Origin of the sequence: Streptomyces sp. NPDC014676 (assembly GCF_043084105.1) — a bacterium.
Lineage (GTDB): Bacteria > Actinomycetota > Actinomycetes > Streptomycetales > Streptomycetaceae > Streptomyces.
This window is the reverse complement of record NZ_JBIBZI010000004.1, coordinates 512827-531523: the sequence shown is the minus strand read 5'-3', so window position 1 is coordinate 531523 and position 18697 is coordinate 512827. Positions and strand designations below refer to the sequence as shown.

Genomic DNA, 18697 nt, shown 5'->3' with positions numbered 1-18697 from the left:
CTAGGACCCCCGGGGGCCTGCCCCGGGGGCCGCCCCGCCCGCTCAGAACGGGAAGCCGCTCCGGCCGTGCTGCACCGAGATCCACTTCACCGTGGTGAAGGCGTCCAGCATGGTGTCGCCGTTCAGCCGGCCGACGCCCGAGTGCTTCTCGCCGCCGAAGGGGACGATCGGCTCGTCGTGCACGGTGCCGTCGTTCACGTGGAACATGCCGGTGTCGATCCGCTTGGCGAAATTCACCCCCCGCTCGATGTCACCGGTGTGCACGGCGCCGCTCAGTCCGTACGGGGTGTCGTTGACGATGCGTACGGCCTCCTCCTCGCCGTCGAACGGGACGAGGAAGGCGACGGGCCCGAACACCTCCTGCCGCAGCAGGGCCGAGTCCGCGGGCAGGCCGGTGAGGACGGACGGCTCGACCAGGTTGTCGGTGCGGTTGCCGCGCACCAGGGCGGTGGCGCCCTCGGCGAGCGCCTGCTCGACCACCCCCGACACGGCGTCCGCCTGGCGGGAGTTGATCAGCGGGCCGATGACCGTCTCCGGGTCGCGCGGGTCGCCGGCCTTGAGGGAGCCGACCTTGGCGACGAACTTCTCGGTGAACTCGTCGGCCACCGAACGGTCCACCAGCACACGGTTGGCGGCCATGCAGACCTGGCCCTGGTGGACGTACCGGCTGAAGACGGCCGCGTCCACGGCGTAGTCGAGGTCGGCGTCGTCGAGGACCACCAGCGCGCTGTTGCCGCCGAGTTCGAGGACCGAGCGCTTGAAGAGGGAGGCGCAGACGGTGGCCACGTGGCGGCCGACCGCGTCCGAGCCGGTGAAGGAGATGACCTTCGGGACCGGGTGCTCCAGGAAGGCGTCGCCGATCTCCGCGATGTCGGTGATGACGACGTTGAGCAGACCGCCGGGCAGGCCCGCGTCCTCGAAGATCTTGGCGACCAGGGAGCCGCCGACGACCGGCGTGTTCTGGTGCGGCTTGAGCACCACGCCGTTGCCGAGCGCGAGCGCGGGGGCGACCGACTTCAGGGAGAGCAGGAAGGGGAAGTTGAACGGGCTGATCACGCCCACGACGCCGACGGGCACGCGGTAGACGCGGTTCTCCTTGCCGTCGACCGGCGAGGGGATGATCCGGCCCTCGGGGGCCAGCGCCAGATGAACCGCCTCGCGCAGGAACTCCTTGGCGAGGTGCAGCTCGAAGGCGGCCTTCAGGCGGGTGCCGCCGAGTTCGGCGACGATCGCCTCGGAGATCTCCTCCTCGCGCTCCTCGACCAGCCCGAGCGCCTTCTCGAACACCGCGCGGCGGGCGTACGGATTGGTCGCCGCCCACTGCTTCTGCGCGCGGGCGGCCGCCCGGTACGCCTGATCGACCTCGTCGACCGTGGCTATCGTGATCGACGCGAGCTTCTCGTCGTCGTACGGATTGAAGTCGATGATGTCCCAGGAACCGGTGCCCGGGCGCCACTCACCGTCGATGTACTGCTGAGCCAGGTCGGTGAAGTACGACGACATGTGATCCCTCAATCCCTTGCCGCGTCGTTGCATCAGTGGAGCACTGATCGACCGCGAGGCCTGATCGAACGTCATCGTACTTGTGTTTCATGTGAGTTGAGGGTGACCTCAGGACATGTGCAGCAGTCCCCGCAGGACGTCCCTGCTCTCCGCCGGACCCGGGGCGTCGTGCTGGAGCTCCTTGAGCGCCTTCTCGTACTGGGCCACGTCCTCGGGCTTGTCGAGGTACAGCGCGCTGGTGAGCTGCTCCAGGTACACGACGTCCGACAGGTCGGACTCGGGGAAGCTGAGGATGGTGAACGCGCCCGACTCGCCGGAGTGCCCGCCGAGGCTGAACGGCATGACCTGCAGCCGGACGTTGGGCCGCTCGGAGACGTCGATGAGGTGCTGGAGCTGGCCTCGCATCACCGCGCGGTCGCCGTACGGCCGGCGCAGGGCGGCCTCGTCGAGGACGACGTGGAACTCGGGGGCGTTCTCCGCGACCAGGTACTTCTGCCGCTCCAGGCGCAGCGTCACCCGTCGCTCGACGTCCTCGTCGCTCGCCCCCTTCATGCCGCGGCGCACCACCGCGCGGGCGTACTCCTCGGTCTGCAGCAGGCCGTGCACGAACTGCACCTCGTACGCCCGGATCAGCGAGGCGGCGCCCTCCAGACCCACGTACGTGGGGAACCAGCTCGGCAGCACGTCCGAGTAACTGTGCCACCAGCCCGCCACATTGGCCTCCTTGGCGAGGGAGACCAGCGACAGGCGCTCCTGCTCGTCCGTGATGCCGTACAGCGTCAGCAGGTCCTCGACATCCCTGGTCTTGAAGCTCACCCGGCCCAACTCCATCCGGCTGATCTTCGATTCGGAGGCGCGGATCGAATAGCCCGCCGCCTCGCGCGTGATCCCCCGCGCCTCACGCAGTCGCCGCAGTTGTGATCCGAGCAGCATGCGCCGCACCACCGATCCCGGCTCTCCCGCGCTCACGTTCGCCAGCCTCCCCAACGTCTCCAGGGCCCGCAGTCTGCCACTAAAACACTTCGAGCAGTACTCGCGCGGTTACGGAAACGGAATCCGGCCGAGGCCACCGGTCGGGAAGGAACACGGAACGGACACGGGAGGAGAAGGAAGGAGCAACGAGGAGACAAGGGAACAGCCGGAAGACGACAGGAGGATGACGGAAAAATTGGCCAACAAACCAGTACGGCAGGGAGGATTTCGGTCACCTGCACGTGCATCTGCCCTTGCATCTGCTGTACGCATCCGAAACCATGGTCTCCGCACCACCGCAGCCTCGCTACGACCGCGAATTCCCGGGAGTGCCTCGCATGGGGACGAATGGATCGACCATGCTCGAGCCGTTACGGCAGGGCCTTCCGCCGCTGAACCCCGCGGCCGCGTCCGACGCCTCCTCCTGCGCCCTCCCCGCCCGCTACGAAGCGGTCCGTGAGGCCCGGCGGTTCACCCGCGAGACCCTCGACCAGTGGGACCTGGGCGACCGCTTCGACGACGTGTGCCTGGTCGCCTCCGAGCTGGTCACCAACGCCCTGCGGCACGGCCTGCCGGCCGGCACCCCGCGGCCGGCGGCGCCGGAGCCGCCGGTACGGCTGCATCTGATGCGGTGGACCGAGCGGCTGGTGTGCGCGGTGCGCGACCCCAGCGACGACAGCCCCGTGGCCCGCGCGTCGGACGACTTCTCCGCCGAGTCGGGCCGGGGGCTGTTCCTGGTCGAGTCCTTCAGCGACGGCTGGGGCTGGCACCCGATGGCCGGCGCGCTCGGCGGCAAGGTGGTCTGGGCGCTGTTCCGGCTGCCGCGCCCCTCCGGCCGCTCCCGTCCCGGCGCCTGACGGACCGCGGCGCTTGTGGGCGCCGCGGTTCTACGCGCGTTGGCGCCTCCTGTGCCACTCCGGTCCACTCCGGCCTCTTCCGGAGCGGACCGGGGGTACGTCGTCCGCCCCGGCGGGCCGGTCAGCCGGCGACCAGGTGGTCGAACTCGCCGTCCTTCACGCCCAGCAGCATGGCCTCGATCTCCGCGCGGGTGTAGACGAGCGCGGGTCCGTCGGGGAAGCGGGAGTTGCGCACGGCCACCTCTCCGCCGGGCAGCCGGGCGAACTCCACGCAGGAACCCTGCGAGTTGCTGTGCCGGCTCTTCTGCCAGGCCACACCGTCCAGCCCGGTGGCCGCCATGCCGTTGTACACGCCGGGCGCGTCGGCACCGTCGTACACGTCACCGTCGTACACGTCGTGGTCCACAGGTCGCTCCCCGCTGGTGCACTGGCTGGTGTGGCCATTGATGCAGTGGTCAACTGACCGGGATCATAGCTTTGTTCATGTGCTGATGCATGAGCAGATGCACGTGCACGCGGGGTGCTCCTGCGGTTACCGCCTCGACGGTCGTGCCATGCCCGCTTCGGCGGACGCTTTACCGGACCCCGCTTTCTAGGAGACGCACGCGGGGGCCTTTCTGTTCCCTCGTGTTCCCTTGTGTGCTCCGCGCTTTCTCCGCACGCCGGTGCGCCCGTCCGTCGTGTGCATGCTGTGCGAGGTGTGTCACGGAGGCTGGTGGGGTGCCGGGCGGGTCCTGTTAGCTGGCGGCGGTCGTCCGGCCGACGGGGCCGGCCACAGCCAGGGGGTTCGCAGTGACTTCGGAGGCTTCGGTGACGTACTCGCCCGCATCGCCGTCATCGCGCGGGCCGCGCTCCCGGCGCGCACGGGTCGCGGTCGCGGCCGTGGGGCTGGCCGGTGCGCTCGCGCTGACCGCGTGCGGCGGGAACGGCTCCGACGACCCGGACGACTCCGCGACCGGTTCCACCCCGTCCGCCACGGCGACCGCGGACTCCGGTGGCGGCACCGGGGGCTCCGGCACGAGCACGGCACCGGCGGGCGGGCTGGAGGGAAACTGGCTCACCACGGCCGACGGCAAGGCGGTGGTCCTGATGGTCCACGGTGAGGAGGCCGCCCTCTTCGCCACGGGCGGCACCGTGTGCAGCGGTACCGCGCGGGAGCGGGCCGGGACCCGTTCGATCCGCCTGAAGTGCGGCGAGGGCACCGGGGACCGGACGAACGGGACCGTCGACTCCGTCGGCGAGGACTCTCTGAAGGTCACCTGGGAAGGCGCCCTCGGCACCGAGACGTACACCAGGGCCGAGGGCGACTCCCTCCCGACGGGGCTGCCGACGGAGGGGCTGGGTTCCTAGGGGGTGTCCGCGGGGCGGACCGGTGGTGGGTGCGTGATGATGACCGGTGGGCACCTCCACGAACCCCAGAGGATCACTCATGCGCACCACGCCGCTCGCCGTCCCCGCCGCCCTCACCGCTCTCCTCCTGCTGGCCGCCTGCGACACCGGGGGCGGCGACGGGGGCGGTGACGGCAAGCGGGAGAGCGCCGCCTGCTCGGTCGACACGGTGAGCATGGAGGTCGGGCCCGCGAGCATCGCGCCGGCCGCCGGGGACACCGGTGAGGTTCCCGTCGGCTTCACCAACCAGAGCGCCACCTGCACCCTGGACGGCTTCCCCGAGGTGCGGCTGGCCGGTGCCGGTGGTTCCCCCACCGTCGAGGTACCGCCGGCCGAGGGCGCCACGGCCCAGAAGCTGACCCTGGCCAAGGGCGAGTCCGCGTCCTTCACCCTCACCTACGAACGCGGCACTCCCGGCGACGGCGCCTTCGACGCGGAGAGCCTGCGGGTCGGCCTCTCCGGCACCCGGGCCTTCCGCTGGACGTACGGCCCGGTCGCGTCCGACGGGCAGGCCGGCCACAGGATCTCCGTGAGCGCCTACCAGCAGGCGGGGGACTGAGCGCTCCGCCGGAAGCACGGCGACGCGCCGCCGGCCGTCCGCGCCTCCGTCGCGGCGGTGGCCGCACCTCGGTACGGTCCCGCCCCCCTTCGGGGGCGCCGCCGGACCGCGGCGCACCCCGCCGGACCCGCCCGGCGCTCAGGGGAGGTGCGGGCGCGCCCTGACCTGTGCGTCGTCCGCCGCGCGGGCGCCCTCCTCCCAGCCCGCCGCGTCGCTCACCCCGCGCAGCCGGGTCGTCGTCGTCTCCGGGAACAGGCGGTCCGTCCGCTCGGTGACCGCCACCGCGCGGGAGGCGAGCACCGGAAGCAGGTCGTCGCTCACCTGGGTCTCGGCGACGGCCGCGAGACGTGTCCCCACGCGGTGCGCGTAGGCGGCGAGGAAGGACTGCCGGAAGGTCTTGGTCCGCTTGCGTCCGCCCGCGCGCTGCGCGGCCTCCGCCCTGGTCATCGCCGTGGTGGCCTGGACGAGCAATGAGGTGTAGAGGAGTTCCACCGCCTCCAGGTCGGGGGCGAAGCCGACCACGGTGGAGAAACCGAGCGGTTCGTTCCACACGGCCCGGCAGTGGTTCGCGCCGGCGACCGCGTCCAGCAGCACCGCCTTGGCCTGCTCGTACGGCGGCTCCACCCCGATCCGGCAGGCACCCGGTGCCCGGTCCGAGGGCTCCCGCGCGGCGAGCAGCGCCTCGTCGACGCTGTGCCGCGCCATCAGCTCCTGCGCCTTGGCGCTGAGCGCCTCCGCCTCGTCCGGGAACCCCGTCGCCTCCGCCTTGGCCAGCAGCGCGCGGATGCGGCCGAGCACGCGGGACTCCGGCCGCCGGTCCGACGGGTCCGGGGCGGCCGTCTCGTCGAGGGGTTCGAGGGCGGGCAGGCGTAGCAGCAGGCGGTACAGCTCCAGGACGGCCACGGCGTACGAGAAACGGTCGCCGCGCGGGGCGTCGTCCACTCCGAGCTCATCCAACTGGGCCTTCCAGCGGGGCCCGCGCGGCCGGTCGTCGCGCGGTGCCTGCGTGCGGATCAGCGCGGAGACGAGCCGTACGTGGACGTCGTCCAGCTCGCGCCGGACGATCCGTACGACGTCGGCGGGCTGCCAGCCGCGCCGCCAGGCGGTCGCCACGAACTCCTCGCCGCGCCGGGCGAGTTCGGTGTCGGCCGCCGGATCGGCGGCGAGCAGGGACGCGCCGGCGTCGAGGGCGGTGTCGCCGGTGTCGTAGAGGGCGGCCCGGAAGGCCCGGTCGACGGTGCTGGACGTACTCACGGACCGATCGTGCCATGTCCCGGGAATTCACCCGGAAGTGTCAACTTCGGGTTGACACCCTCCGACTGTCAACTTACGGTTGACACATGACGACGAACCCGACCATCAAGTCATCCGTGCGTCTCGACGACCTCATCGCGGCCATCAAGAAGGTTCACGAGGAGCCCCTGGAACAGCTCCAGGACGCGGTGCTCGCCGGAGAGCACCTCGGCGACGTGGCCGACCACCTGATCGGCCACTTCGTGGACCAGGCCCGGCGTTCGGGCGCCTCCTGGACGGACATCGGCAAGAGCATGGGCGTCACCCGGCAGGCGGCCCAGAAACGCTTCGTGCCGAAGGAGGGCAACGACCTCGACCCCAGCCAGGGCTTCAACCGCTACACGCCCCGCGCCCGCAACACGGTCATGGCCGCGCACAACGAGGCCCGGGCCGCGCGCAACGCCGAAGGACTGCCCGAGCACCTGGTCCTCGGCCTGCTGGCCGAACCGCAGGGCCTGGCGGTCAAGGCGATCAACGAGCAGGGCGTCACCGTGCAGGCGGTCGCCGAGGCCGCCCGCGCGGCGCTCCCGCCGGCCGCCGAGGACGCCCCCGAGATGGTGCCGTACGGCCCGGCGGCCAAGAAGGTCCTGGAACTCACCTTCCGCGAGGCCCTCCGCCTCGGCCACAACTACATCGGCACCGAGCACATCCTGCTCGCCCTGCTGGAGCACGAGAACGGCGAGGGCCTCCTCAGCGGCCTCGGCGTCACCAAGGCGAGGACCGAGGAGTGGATCACCGAGGCGCTCTCACAGATCCAGATCCAGCACACGGGCGGCGAGCAGGAAGAGGGCTGAACCCGCACGACAGGGTCCTTGTCAGACCCCCCTGCCACACTCGTGGCATGGCCGACCGGTGGGCACTCGCTCCGGCCGAGGACGGTGGCGTGGACGTCGCTCCCCTCGGTCCGGACGGGCTGCCCGCCGGTCCGGTGCTGCGGGAGGCGGACCCCGCCGAGGCCGTACGGAGCCGTCCCGGTGTCGCGCGGTGGGTGTGGCGGTCCACCGCCGAGGTCTACCCGCGCCTGCTCGCCACGGGGGTGCGAGTGGAGCGGGCCTACGACATCGAGGCCGCCGAGACCCTCCTGCTCGGCCACGAGGGGCGGTACGGGGAACCCCGTTCGGCGGCGGCGGCGCTGGCCCGGCTGCGCGGCGGCCCCGTACCGCCCGACCCTCCGCAGCGCCATGCCGAACCGGGCGCCCAGTCCTCCCTCTTCGAACTCCAGGGCGGCCGGCTGCCGCTGACGGACCTCCTCGCGGTCTACGCCGAGCAGCAGCGGCGGACCGGTGCGACCGCGCACCCGGACCGGATGCGGCTGCTGACGGCCGCCGAGTCGGCGGGGACGCTGGTGGCCGCCGAGATGAACCGCGCGGGACTGCCCTGGCGGGCGGACGTGCACCGCGCGGTGCTGCACGACCTGCTCGGCGAGCGGTACGCGGGCGGCGGCGAGCCACGCCGGCTCGCCGAGCTCGCCGACGAGGTGTCCGCCGCCTTCGGCCACCGGGTCCGGCCGGACCTCCCCGCCGACGTGGTGAAGGCGTTCTCGCGGGCCGGCATCAAGATCACCTCGACCCGCCGCTGGGAGATCGAGTCCGTCGACCACCCGGCCGTCAAACCCCTGATCGAGTACAAGAAGCTGTACCGGATCTGGGTCGCCCACGGCTGGTCCTGGCTCCAGGACTGGGTGCGCGACGGCCGCTTCCGGCCCGGGTTCCTCGCGGGCGGGACGGTGACCGGCCGCTGGGTCACCCACGGCGGGGGCGCCCTGCAGATCCCCAAGGTGATCCGCCGCGCGGCCGTCGCCGACCCCGGCTGGCGGCTCGTCGTCGCCGACGCCGACCAGATGGAGCCGCGCGTACTGGCGGCGATCTCCCGCGACCCCGGACTGATGGAGGTGGCCGGACGGGAGAGCGACCTGTACCAGTCGGTCTCCGACCGCGCCTTCTCCGGCGACCGCGCCCAGGCCAAGCTCGCCGTCCTCGGCGCGGTCTACGGCCAGACCTCCGGCGACGGCCTGAAGAACCTCGCCGCGCTCCGCCGCCGCTTCCCCAGGGCGGTGGCCTACGTCGACGAGGCCGCCCGCGCGGGCGAGGAGGGCCGGCTCGTACGGACCTGGCTGGGCCGCACCTGTCCGCCGGCCGCCCGGACGACGGACGACGCGGCGGAGGAGGCGGGCATCCCGGTCGCCGAGGAGGACCAGGAGTCCGCCACTCGCCCGTGGGTTCCGGGCCACTCCTCGACCGACGCCCGCGCCCGGGGCCGCTTCGCCCGCAACTTCGTCGTCCAGGGCAGCGCCGCCGACTGGGCCCTGCTGCTGCTCGCCGCGCTGCGGCAGACCTTGAACGGCATGGCGGCCGAGCTGGTCTTCTTCCAGCACGACGAGGTGATCGTGCACTGCCCCGAGGAGGAGGCGGAGACGGTGGCGGCGGCGATCCGGGAGGCCGCGGACCTGGCCGGCCGGCTGACCTTCGGCGAGACACCGGTGCGGTTCCCGTTCACGACGGCGGTGGTGGAGTGCTACGCGGACGCCAAATAACCGGTGCGGTCCCCTGGTTGTGGTGCCCGTCGGTTCAGATGACCGGTGGCCGTCCGAGCCGGGTGAGCCGCCACACCGTCCGCCAGCTCATGGCCCGCCGCTCCCCGGCCGGCTCCCGCAGCCCTTCCACGAACCCGCCGAACCAGGCCCGCAGCCCGCTGGCCGACCGGTTCCGCGCCAGGGTGAGCAGCATCCACACCCCGAGGTGGACGGGGACGAGCACGAGCGGAAGCCGCCGCCGGGCCAGCCACACCCGGTTGCGGGCGTTCACCCGGTAATAGATGGCGTGCCGGGCGGGGGAGGTCTTCGGGTGCTGGAGCAGCAGTTCGGGCGCGTAGAGGATCCGCCACCCGGCGTCGACGGCCCGCCAGGCGAGGTCGGTCTCCTCGTGCGCGAAGAAGAACGCGGCGGGCCAGTCGCCGATCTCGTCCAGCATCGCCATCCGCAGCGCGTGCCCGCCGCCGAGGAACCCGGTGACGTACCCGCCACGCGTCGGATCCGACTTCCCGACCCGTGGCACATGCCGTTGCTGGGTCTCCCCCAGCTCGTCGGCGATCCGGAAGCCGACGATCCCGAGCCGCTCGTCGGCGGCGTACAACTCCCCCACGCGGCGCAGCACATCGGCGTCCATGAGCAGCCCGTCGTCGTCCAGCTCGACGACGACGTCCACGTCCCCGAACTCCCGCAGCCGCGCGATCGCCGCGTTCCGCCCGCCGGGGCAGCCGAGGTTCTCCTCCAGCTCCACGACGGTGACCTCGCCGGGGAGCGACAGCCGCCGGGCGAACTCGGGCAGCGGGCAGCCGTTGCCCACGACGACGATCCGCGCGGGCGGGAGGTCCTGCTTCGCCACGGACTCCAGCAACGCGTCCACCTCGGCGGGCCGGTTCCCCATGGTCACCACGGCGACGGCGATCCTCGGCGTCCCCACGTCCTCACCTCACCATCCCGGCCGACGACTGCGTTCGCGATGCTAGCCGTTCATGCCATGGACTCCCGCCGTAGGCCGGGCGGTGATGTCGTTCAGGAGGGCTTGACCACGGAGACGACGGACCAGCGCTGCTCGCCCGTCCCCGAGCCGCACCGCGCCACCTGGAGCCTGGCGTCGTTCCCGGCGGCACTGCCGCCGGCCACGCTCATGCACAGATCGCTCGCGGCGTTGCGGATCCGGTAACCCCCCGACCGCGGGTCCAGCCACCAGAGCTGGTTGTCCGCGGCCGGCCTGCAGTGGTACTCGGTGACCTTGGTCCCGGCCGCGACACTGCCGTAGTCGGGCAGGTCCATGCACAGCCCGTCCTTGCGGTTCCTGATGACGAAGAGGCTCGCTCCGCCGGGCCCGCCGTCCGCGTCGGCCACCTCCAGGTCCCAGAGCTGGTTGTCCTGGGTGGTGGGCCGGCAGTTGTACTGGCTCACCGGGCCGTCGACCGACCCCTTCTCGAAGTAGGGCAGATCGGCGCACTTGCCGGTCGCGACGTTCTTCAGCTGCGCGTTGACGCGGGTGGAGAGGGCGTTGGCCAGTTGTCGGGCGGTGATCGCGGGGGAATTCTCCGCCTTCGGTTTCCCGGCCTCGCCGTCGGCCTTCTTCCCGGTGCCGGACGAGGGTGCGGCCTTCACCCCGGCCGGACGGGACGGCGAAGGCTCGGCCTTGGACTTGGGCTCGGGCTCGGGCTCGGCCGGGGAGCCGGACGCGGACGTGGCTCCGCTCGGCGACGCCGAGGAGGCCGGGGACGCGGCCTGGTAGTCGGCGGCCGGGATGTCGTCGGACGTACCGGGGTCGAGCGTCGTTCCGCCGACGGGAGCCGTCTCGACCGTACGGTCCTCTTCACGGGTGAGGCCGAGCACCAGCAGGGGTACGCAGATCAGCACCGCCCCCACGATGGCGGCCGCGGCCACCATGGGCCCGCGCAGGCGTCCCGGTGCCGTCTCGTCCGCGTCCGCTTTCGCGTTCCCGTCCGCTTTCGCGCCGTCGCCGTTCCCGGCCGCGACCACACCGGCCGCGGCCTCGGTTTCCGCTCCATCGGGCTCCGCGGCCTGCCGCTGCCGCTGTTGTTCCCGCTCCTGCTCCTGCTGCCCCTCCTCGGCAGCGGAGGCGGCCGGCTCGGCAGCGGAGGCAGAGGCAGAGGCAGGAACGGGATCAGGGCTGCGCGGTCTCAGATCCGCGCCGGGATCATTGCCCGGCGCGGGCACGGAAACCGCACGGCGGACGGCCACGGCCGGCGTCGCCTCGTCGGCCGGAGGTTCATGCTGACGTGGCATAAACGCTGCTCCTCACTCATGACATCCCATCCGGCCCCGTCGATCACAGGCACGTACCAAGGGCTCGAACTTCACGCAACACACTCTGGATCACGGTTGGTTGTGTCCGAACCTCATTCGGGTGAACGTAAGACGACACAGGCCGGCTCGGGTTCGCGTCGGCGAGTGAGGCCGGGATCGTCGCGGCCGAGGCCCGGCTGGGGCGCCGGACGCGATCCGCAGCGGATCACCCCTGGCCTCCCGCTGCCGCCCTGTACCGCGGCCGGCTACGGCAGCAGATCCTCCAGTCGAACCTCACTCACCATCAGGATGACCAACCAGTGGACAACACATTCCAGTCGGGCCGATCACCGGCTACGAAACCCTTGCAAAAGCCAAGAGCCGCACCCAATTCCGTTTGTCATGTCTCTGACTGGGCAAAGGTGAGTGGCGTGTCCATACCGCACTCCTCACACCAGAAATGCGAGGCCCCTCACGTGTTAGCGACGTCACTCTCGGTAGGCCTGCCGACACGTCCCGGAGGGATCTCCGCCACATCGGCGTCATCCAGACCCTCGCCTTCCAGGGAGCGGGGCGCTGGTGCACAGCGTTGATGCCGCCGAAGTACGCCATGACCCTCATGTCGGTCATCCTCGCCGGATTCGCCGTCATCGGCGTGGCAAACCTGATCAAGGTCTCGCACACTCCGCAGCAGCTCACCCTCTCCTCCGCCGTCGTGAGCTGCTGTTACGCCCTGCAGATGGCGCACTGTTCGCCCTCGGCCCGCGGCCGCCTCCAGGTCGTCAACCGGCGCTTCCCCTGGACGCTGGCCCTCCAGTCCCTGCTCTCCCTCAGCCCGGTGCTGTTCCTCGACCACCAGTCCGGCGCCCTGGCCGGCTTTCTCGCCGGGGCCTGCACGGTGCTGCTGCGGCGCAAGTTGTCGTACGCCCTGTTCGGCGCGATCAATGTGACGGTCCTCGTCACCGCGCTGGTCACCGGGGACGACCTCTTCACCGCCGCCTTCATGGTGCTGTCCTGCGCCTCCATCGGTCTGATCACCACCGCGCTGAGCCGACTGGTCGACCTCGTCACCGAACTGCACCGGAAGCGCGAGGAGTCCGCCTGGGTGGCGGTGTCCCGGGAACGCGTGCGGTTCACCCAGGACCTGCACGACCTGTTCAGCTACAGTCTGTCCGCCATCATCCTGAAGACCGAGCTGGCGAACCGGCTGATCGGCAAGGACGACGCCCAGGCACACCAGGAACTGTCCGAATCACTGGCGATCACCCGCGCCGCCCTCGCCGACGTACGCACCGTGGTGCACGGCAGGCGTTCCCTGCGGCTGCTCGACGAGGTCGAACTCAGCATGCGCATACTCGACTCGGCGGGCATCGAGATGACGACCGAGGGCGACTTCCGGCACATCGAACCGCAGGTCGGCAATGTGCTCGCAATGGTGCTGCGTGAGGCGGTCACCAACATGCTGCGGCACAGCCGGGCCACCCGGTGCCGGATCACCCTGGCGACGACGTGCGACGGACAACTGCGGCAACTCGAACTCACCGTGGCCAACGACGGGGTGAGCGGGCCGGCCGCCACCGGCGGGCCGCATGTCGCGTCCGAGTCGCAGCACGGGGGCAGCGGGCTCGATCACATGGCGGCACGCGCCGGACAGGTCGGCGGCAGTCTGCGCACCGAGAGCGTCGACGGCTGGTTCGTCCTCGTCGTCCGCGTCCCCGCCCTGCGCCCTCCCGCCGCGCCCCCGGTGACCGTCCCCACTTCTCCGACGACCTTCGAGCACCTCTCTAGCGGGCCCGAGCACGGTCGCTGAGCCCCGGGCGGCCGGGCCGGACTGCGATCCGGGCCCGGCCGCCGGTCACGGCTCACCGTCTGCTCGGAGGGGAACCAGTGGAACAGCAGAAACGACTGACTCCGCACATGCGCCACTACGAGGAGTTCGCCACCGGCGACATCTGCTGGACGCCGTACGTCATGTTCTTCAACCGGCCCGGCTTCCGCTCCCCCGTGATCAACACCGACGCCGGAGGCTTCCGGCACTCGGTCTCGGCGCGGGGGGCGTTCTCACTCAAGGGCGAGCTGCCCGACGGTCCGGTGAGCCTGATGCTGGGGGCCTCGCCCGCCTTCGGGCTCGGGGCGACGGACGACGCGCACACCATTCCGTCCCTGCTCTCCCAGGCGCCGGCGGCCCGGCCCTGGCTCAACCTCGCCGCGCCCGCCTTCAACTCCACGCAGGAGACCCTGCTCTTCCTGATGCACCGGGGTGAACTGCCCGCCGTACGGGACATCGTCGTCTACTCAGGCCTCAACGACTTCGTGGTCGGCGGGCTGCCCGCCGCGGACAGCGGATACGGGCAGTTCTTCTTCTCCGGCGAGTTCTTCCGGCAGCTCGGCGTGCCCGCGCTCGGGCAGGGCGGCAAGCAGCCCGGGTGGGCACAGGGGCGGCTGGCCCAGGCGGCCCGGCGGCTGGGCGGGGAAGCCCGGCAGGAGGACCGGTCGCTGGCCGATCCCGAGCAGCGGATCGACATCGCCGCCCGCACGACCGGGCGCGCCCTCGCCCGGCTCGTCGAACTCGCCGCCCCCACCGGGGCCCGGGTGCTGTTCGCCCTCCAGGCCACGGCCGCGTGGAGCGGCAAGCGCCTCACCGAGCAGGAGCGGCTGCTCATCGAGGAGAACTACAGCCAGCGCGCGCAGATGTGGAACCTGTTCCAGCAGATCCTCGACCCGTCCGTGCACGCCGCCTACGCCCAGCGGCTCGCCGCCGTCTGCAAGCAGCACGGCGTGTCCTTCCTCGACGTCAACGAGGCGCTGGGGGCTTCGCCGGAGCGGGACGCGTGGCTGTTCGTGGACCAGACGCACCACACGGACGACGGTTCGCGCGTCGTGGCCGACATTCTGCGCGCCGAGTTCGCCCTCGCCTGAGCGCGAGCTCCGCCCGCTCTTCCCTCGGGGTCTCCCCCGTTCCCCCTGTGAGGTGATCACTGTGTTCCGCAAGCTCGCCGCCCTGTTCAAGCAGCGCAGGAACCGCCGCCGGCGCCGCAAGGACAACACCATCTACCCGATGTTCTGAGAGAAGGTGCCGCTGCGTCATGTCCTCCCGCTATCGCACGCTGTACCTGCGCGCCCTGTCTCCGGGCGCTCCCGATCCGCTCTCCCCGGAGGACGGCCGGGACCTTCCGTCCACCGATGTCCACGCCCCCTCCGACCCCGAAACCGCGGAACGGGAACTGCTCGCGCTGTGCGCGGAAGCCGCCCGGTGGGGCGCCGCGGAGACCGACGCCTTCGCCGCGGTGATCCCTGGTGAGGGGGAGGCCCGCGACGAGACCGTCCGCCGGGTGCTGCGCAACTGCGCGCCGTTCGCGCTGAGTGCCGGGGCCTGGCTGCAATGGCTGTCGGGCCCCGGCAACTCGGAGACGGAACCCGTCCTGCGGACCCTGACCCTGTACGCCGCGGACGTCGGCGTCGGGCTGCCACTGGCCGACCGCGGCAGCGACTTCCGTGAGCTGCTGCGACGCCACGGTGTCGCGGAGGAGCTGCCCGGTGTGCTGCTCGCGGGCAGCGAGTCCGTCGACGGATTCAGCTTCCGGCTGCCCGCCCTGCTGCTGACGATGAGCCGGCTGCCCGACACCTACCGCTGCCAGCTGCTCGGCGCCGACCTGTGCCTGCGCCACCTCGGTGTGCTGCCGCCCCTCGCCGCCGCGCTGCGGGCCATGAACGCGGGGGACGAGACGTACGGGACGCTCGACCTGGGCGCGGCCCGGACCGCCGGCGGGGCACCGGGAGACGAACTGTCCTGGGCCGCCGTACGAGCGCAGTTGGCGGCGGCCACCGGGCCTGATGCCCTGCCGGCGCGGCCGGTCGGGGCCGGGAACCGTGTCGTGGCGGGATCGGGTGGGGTGGCCGGTGGGCTGATCGAGGGGTTCCGCTGGGCGCTGGGCGAGGTGCGGGACTGGAGCGAGCGGCTGCGTCAGGAGACCGCGCTGTCCCTGCACCCCGACTACGGGGTCTGGAGGCTGATCCACACCCGGGCCCGGCAGGCGGCGGTCTACCACTCCGGTTTCCGGCTGGAGGGACGCCCGCTGTCGGAGTGGTTCGACGATGTCGACGCCGGTCCCGCGCCCTTCCTCGCGGCGCTGGCCCGCAGCAGGCTCGTCCGCCCCGGGAAGCCGGAGTCCAGTCCGCTGCTGGGCCGGCTCATCGGCCCCAAGGGGCCCATGTTCCGTATCTTCACCGAGGAGGAACTCGCCCTGCTGCGGCGGTGGATCCGGCGGCTTCCCGAACCGGGGTCCGTGCTGCACCCCGACGCACCGGACACCGTGGGCTCAGGGGACACTTCCGGCACCGTGAGCCGTCAGGCCGGGCTGCACCGGGCCCAGGCGGACTGGCCCGGACGGGACGGAGCGGCGCGGGCGGCGGCTCGGGCGGCCGTAGCGGCTCCGGGGCCCGCGCCGCGCGGCTCCGGAGCCGCCCGCCGCCCCGCCCTCACCCCGCGTGCTGCACGCGAGGCCTACCCCCTGCTCCTCAGCCGTGCCGACTCGCCCGGTCTGCGCGCGTTCGCGCACGCCTACGCGACCCGCTGGCTGGCCCGTTCCCGGTATGCCCTCAACCGGCCGGCGAAGGGGGCCCTGCCCGAGCGCTGGGACCGGGAGAACGGGCTGCGCCCCTGGCTGGCCCGGGCCCACGACCAGCATGCCGAGGGCTTCGACAAGGAGCGGGTGACCCTGCCCAGCCGTGCCGAACTCATCGACTCGACGCTGCAGTTGGCGCCGCTCATCATGATCGACGGTGGCTGGCTTCAGGGGTTCACGGACTACCGGCTCGCCGCGTCCCGAACCGGCCACTTCCTGTTCCGTACCTACTGGGACGAGCTGGGGAACGGGGAGCTGGAGCTCAACCACCCCCGTATCTACCGTGCGTTGCTGCGCCAGATGGGGATCGATCTGCCGCCCACCGCCTCGCCCGAGTTCATCGCCTGGCCCCAACTGCGCGACGAGGCCTTCGCCATGCCGGTGTTCTGGCTGAGCGTTTCCCGGTTCCCGGAGGAGTTCATGCCGGAAATCCTCGGGCTCAATCTCGCGATGGAGCTGTCCGGGGTCGGCGGGAGTTACCGCGATGCCCGGGTGGCGTTGCGGCACCACGGTTTCAGCACCCAGTTCGTCGATCTCCACAACACGATCGACAACGTGGCCACCGGTCATTCGGCGTGGGCGGCCGACGCGATCGACAGCCATCTCAACGAGCTGACCGCACGGCCCGGGCCCGGTGGAGAGGCCGAGGTGTGGGAACGCGTCCGGGTCGGCCAGCGCTCCCTCAACCCGCCCACCGGCCGGGCCGCCGGCCTCTACGCCGCGCTGCGCACCGTACGCCGTACCCCGCGCCTCGCGCGCCTCGCGCCCGCGTCCCACTGACACCGAGGAGCTCGGTCCATGGCATCTGATGCCCCCGTCACCACCGTCCTGGGTCTGTCCGCGTACTACCACGACAGCGCGGCTGCCGTGGTCGACGGCGGCGGGATCGTCGCCGCCGCTCAGGAGGAGCGGTTCAGCCGACGCCGCCACGACCCGTCCTTCCCCGAACTCGCCGTCCGCTACTGCCTGGACGAGGCCGGTCTCTCCCTCGGCGACCTCGACGCCGTCGCGTACTACGAGCGATCCGACCTCAAGTTCCGTCGCGTACTCGCCACTTACCTCGGCACGGCGCCGCGCTCCTGGAGTTCGTTCCGGGACGTGATGCCCGACTGGCTGAGCTGGAAGCGGCGCGCGCCGGACACCGTCCGGGACCGGCTGGGCGCGCTGTCCGCCGGTCCCGTCCCCGAGATCAGGGCCTTCGGGCACCACGAGTCGCACGCCGCGTCCGCCTATCTGCCCAGTCCCTACGAGACCGCGGCCGTCCTGTGCGTCGACGGGGTGGGCGAGTGGACGACCACGTCGATCTGGCACGGCGTGGCCGGGGAGGTCGTCCCGGTCGCCGAGCTGTCCTTCCCGCACTCCCTCGGCATGCTCTACTCGGCGTTCACCTATTTCTGCGGGTTCAAGGTCGACTCCGGCGAGTACAAGCTCATGGGGCTCGCCCCCTACGGGCGGCCCGTCCACGCCTCGCTGATCCGGGAGCGGCTGGTCGACATCAAGGACGACGGCTCCTTCCGTCTCGACCTGCGTCGATTCGCGTTCCAGTACGGGCAGGTCATGACGGGCCGCGGCTTCGAGGAACTGTTCGGCGGTCCGCGCCGGGAGCCGGAAAGCCCGCTCACCCAGCGGGAGTTCGACCTCGCCGCGTCGGTGCAGGCCGTGACCGAGGAAATCATGCTGAAGCTGGCGCGGACGGCCCGCCGGCTCACCCGGGAGAGCCGGCTGTGCCTGGCGGGCGGGGTGGCGCTCAACTGCGTCGCCAACGGCAAGCTCGCCGAAGCCGGGATCTTCGACGAACTGTGGGTCCAGCCGGCGGCCGGTGACGCGGGCGGTGCCCTCGGGGCCGCGCTGCTGGCCCAGCGAGGGCCGGCGCGCGCCCGGACCCACACCCGCACGGGCCGCGACACGATGCGGGCCTCCCGCCTCGGCCCCCGGTTCGACGACGACCGCATCCAGGCCTATCTGGACGCCTCCGCCATTCCGCACCGCCGGCTCTCCCCCGAGGAGCTCAGCCGCGCGGTGGCCGGGCAGCTCGCCGAGGGCAAGGTCGTGGGCTGGTTCCAGGGGCGGATGGAGTTCGGTCCGCGAGCGCTCGGCTCCCGGTCCATCCTGGGCGACCCGCGGGACCCGGCGATGCAGTCCGCGATGAACCAGAAAATCAAGTTCCGTGAGTCGTTCCGGCCGTTCGCCCCCGCTGTGCTGGCCGAACGGGCACAGGAGTACTTCGAGTTGGGGCAGCCCAGTCCGTACATGCTGATCGTCGCCCGGATCGCGGCCCAGCAGCGGCTCGCCGAGCGGGACGCCGGGCAGGCGTCCGGGCAGGGCTCCGGGCAGGCGTCCACGCAGGGCCCGGGTCAGGTCTCCGGTCTGGATCTGCTGAGGATTCCCCGGTCCACCGTCCCGGCGGTCACCCATGTCGACTGCTCGGCCCGGGTGCAGACGGTCGACGCGGAGCAAGACCCCGCGTTCCACCGGCTGCTGACCGAGTTCGACCGGCTCACCGGGTGCCCCGTCCTCGTCAACACGTCGTTCAACGTACGGGGCGAACCCATCGTGGCGACCCCGGAGGACGCCTACCGCTGCTTCATGCGTACCAACATCGACACGCTCGCCATCGGCGGCTTCCTGATCGAGAAGGCGGAGCAGCCGGCGTGGCCGGAGAACGACAACTGGCGCGAACTGATCCCGCTGGACTGATCCCCGGGCTCGTGGG

15 protein-coding genes are annotated in these 18697 nt (G+C 71.8%); 9 read left to right on the top strand and 6 right to left on the bottom strand.

The window, feature by feature from the left end; all coding sequences use genetic code 11:
* Positions 1-42: 42 nt before the first annotated feature.
* Complete coding sequence (locus tag ACF1DX_RS15065; RefSeq protein ID WP_391791589.1) at positions 43-1503, bottom strand: aldehyde dehydrogenase family protein; 1461 nt, start codon at positions 1501-1503, stop codon at positions 43-45.
* 108 nt (positions 1504-1611) lie between these two features.
* Positions 1612-2436 carry a helix-turn-helix domain-containing protein gene (locus tag ACF1DX_RS15060; RefSeq protein ID WP_391791672.1) on the bottom strand — a complete coding sequence of 275 codons (825 nt, stop codon included), beginning with the start codon at positions 2434-2436 and terminating at the stop codon, positions 1612-1614.
* 398 nt (positions 2437-2834) lie between these two features.
* On the opposite strand from ACF1DX_RS15060, the gene ACF1DX_RS15055 reads away from it, so the two are divergent.
* Positions 2835-3332 carry an ATP-binding protein gene (locus ACF1DX_RS15055; protein WP_391791588.1) on the top strand — a complete coding sequence of 166 codons (498 nt, stop codon included), beginning with the start codon at positions 2835-2837 and terminating at the stop codon, positions 3330-3332.
* Between the two features lie 121 nt (positions 3333-3453).
* On the opposite strand, the gene ACF1DX_RS15050 is transcribed toward ACF1DX_RS15055, so the two are convergent.
* Positions 3454-3738, bottom strand: a complete 285-nt coding sequence (locus ACF1DX_RS15050) for a DUF397 domain-containing protein (RefSeq protein ID WP_030863328.1) — start codon at positions 3736-3738, stop codon at positions 3454-3456.
* Between the two features lie 386 nt (positions 3739-4124).
* On the opposite strand from ACF1DX_RS15050, the gene ACF1DX_RS15045 reads away from it, so the two are divergent.
* Together ACF1DX_RS15045 and ACF1DX_RS15040 are read left to right on the top strand one after the other, a co-directional pair.
* Positions 4125-4682, top strand: a complete 558-nt coding sequence (locus ACF1DX_RS15045; RefSeq protein WP_391791587.1) for a hypothetical protein — start codon at positions 4125-4127, stop codon at positions 4680-4682.
* Between the two features lie 79 nt (positions 4683-4761).
* Positions 4762-5280, top strand: coding sequence for a DUF4232 domain-containing protein (locus tag ACF1DX_RS15040; protein ID WP_391791586.1), 519 nt, complete (start codon positions 4762-4764; stop codon positions 5278-5280).
* A gap of 138 nt (positions 5281-5418) precedes the next feature.
* On the opposite strand, the gene ACF1DX_RS15035 is transcribed toward ACF1DX_RS15040, so the two are convergent.
* Complete coding sequence (locus ACF1DX_RS15035) at positions 5419-6534, bottom strand: DUF2786 domain-containing protein (RefSeq protein WP_391791585.1); 1116 nt, start codon at positions 6532-6534, stop codon at positions 5419-5421.
* 86 nt (positions 6535-6620) lie between these two features.
* Here ACF1DX_RS15035 and ACF1DX_RS15030 point away from each other — a divergent pair, with 86 nt between their 5' ends.
* Together ACF1DX_RS15030 and ACF1DX_RS15025 are read left to right on the top strand one after the other, a co-directional pair.
* Positions 6621-7367, top strand: a complete 747-nt coding sequence (locus tag ACF1DX_RS15030) for a Clp protease N-terminal domain-containing protein (protein WP_391791584.1) — start codon at positions 6621-6623, stop codon at positions 7365-7367.
* A gap of 47 nt (positions 7368-7414) precedes the next feature.
* Positions 7415-9106 carry a bifunctional 3'-5' exonuclease/DNA polymerase gene (locus ACF1DX_RS15025; protein WP_391791583.1) on the top strand — a complete coding sequence of 564 codons (1692 nt, stop codon included), beginning with the start codon at positions 7415-7417 and terminating at the stop codon, positions 9104-9106.
* A gap of 34 nt (positions 9107-9140) precedes the next feature.
* On the opposite strand, the gene ACF1DX_RS15020 is transcribed toward ACF1DX_RS15025, so the two are convergent.
* Both ACF1DX_RS15020 and ACF1DX_RS15015 read right to left on the bottom strand, forming a co-directional pair.
* Positions 9141-10034, bottom strand: coding sequence for a glycosyltransferase family 2 protein (locus ACF1DX_RS15020; RefSeq protein WP_391791582.1), 894 nt, complete (start codon positions 10032-10034; stop codon positions 9141-9143).
* Between the two features lie 92 nt (positions 10035-10126).
* Positions 10127-11359: an RICIN domain-containing protein gene (locus ACF1DX_RS15015; RefSeq protein WP_391791581.1), complete on the bottom strand. Its 1233-nt coding sequence runs from the start codon at positions 11357-11359 to the stop codon at positions 10127-10129.
* A gap of 592 nt (positions 11360-11951) precedes the next feature.
* Between ACF1DX_RS15015 and ACF1DX_RS15010 the strand changes: the two genes are divergently transcribed.
* The 4 genes from ACF1DX_RS15010 to ACF1DX_RS14995 all read left to right on the top strand — a co-directional run bounded on the left by ACF1DX_RS15010 (position 11952) and on the right by ACF1DX_RS14995 (position 18681).
* Positions 11952-13169, top strand: a complete 1218-nt coding sequence (locus ACF1DX_RS15010) for a sensor histidine kinase (protein ID WP_391791580.1) — start codon at positions 11952-11954, stop codon at positions 13167-13169.
* 77 nt (positions 13170-13246) lie between these two features.
* The gene (locus ACF1DX_RS15005) at positions 13247-14278 is read left to right on the top strand and encodes an IopA (RefSeq protein ID WP_391791579.1); all 1032 of its coding nucleotides are present in this window, start codon (positions 13247-13249) and stop codon (positions 14276-14278) included.
* A 167-nt stretch (positions 14279-14445) separates the two neighbouring features.
* The gene (locus ACF1DX_RS15000; protein ID WP_391791578.1) at positions 14446-16764 is read left to right on the top strand and encodes an iron-containing redox enzyme family protein; all 2319 of its coding nucleotides are present in this window, start codon (positions 14446-14448) and stop codon (positions 16762-16764) included.
* 18 nt (positions 16765-16782) lie between these two features.
* The gene (locus tag ACF1DX_RS14995; RefSeq protein WP_391791577.1) at positions 16783-18681 is read left to right on the top strand and encodes a carbamoyltransferase; all 1899 of its coding nucleotides are present in this window, start codon (positions 16783-16785) and stop codon (positions 18679-18681) included.
* The last annotated feature ends 16 nt before the right edge of the window (positions 18682-18697 follow it).

Coding starts and splice junctions, on each gene's coding strand:
- ACF1DX_RS15055 (WP_391791588.1), top strand. CDS start 2,835: ATGCTCGAGCCGTTACGGCAGGGCCTTCCGCCGCTGAACCCCGCGGCC.
- ACF1DX_RS15025 (WP_391791583.1), top strand. CDS start 7,415: ATGGCCGACCGGTGGGCACTCGCTCCGGCCGAGGACGGTGGCGTGGAC.
- ACF1DX_RS15030 (WP_391791584.1), top strand. CDS start 6,621: ATGACGACGAACCCGACCATCAAGTCATCCGTGCGTCTCGACGACCTC.
- ACF1DX_RS15065 (WP_391791589.1), bottom strand. CDS start 1,503: ATGTCGTCGTACTTCACCGACCTGGCTCAGCAGTACATCGACGGTGAG.
- ACF1DX_RS15000 (WP_391791578.1), top strand. CDS start 14,446: ATGTCCTCCCGCTATCGCACGCTGTACCTGCGCGCCCTGTCTCCGGGC.
- ACF1DX_RS15015 (WP_391791581.1), bottom strand. CDS start 11,359: ATGCCACGTCAGCATGAACCTCCGGCCGACGAGGCGACGCCGGCCGTG.
- ACF1DX_RS15010 (WP_391791580.1), top strand. CDS start 11,952: ATGCCGCCGAAGTACGCCATGACCCTCATGTCGGTCATCCTCGCCGGA.
- ACF1DX_RS15060 (WP_391791672.1), bottom strand. CDS start 2,436: ATGCTGCTCGGATCACAACTGCGGCGACTGCGTGAGGCGCGGGGGATC.
- ACF1DX_RS15040 (WP_391791586.1), top strand. CDS start 4,762: ATGCGCACCACGCCGCTCGCCGTCCCCGCCGCCCTCACCGCTCTCCTC.
- ACF1DX_RS14995 (WP_391791577.1), top strand. CDS start 16,783: ATGGCATCTGATGCCCCCGTCACCACCGTCCTGGGTCTGTCCGCGTAC.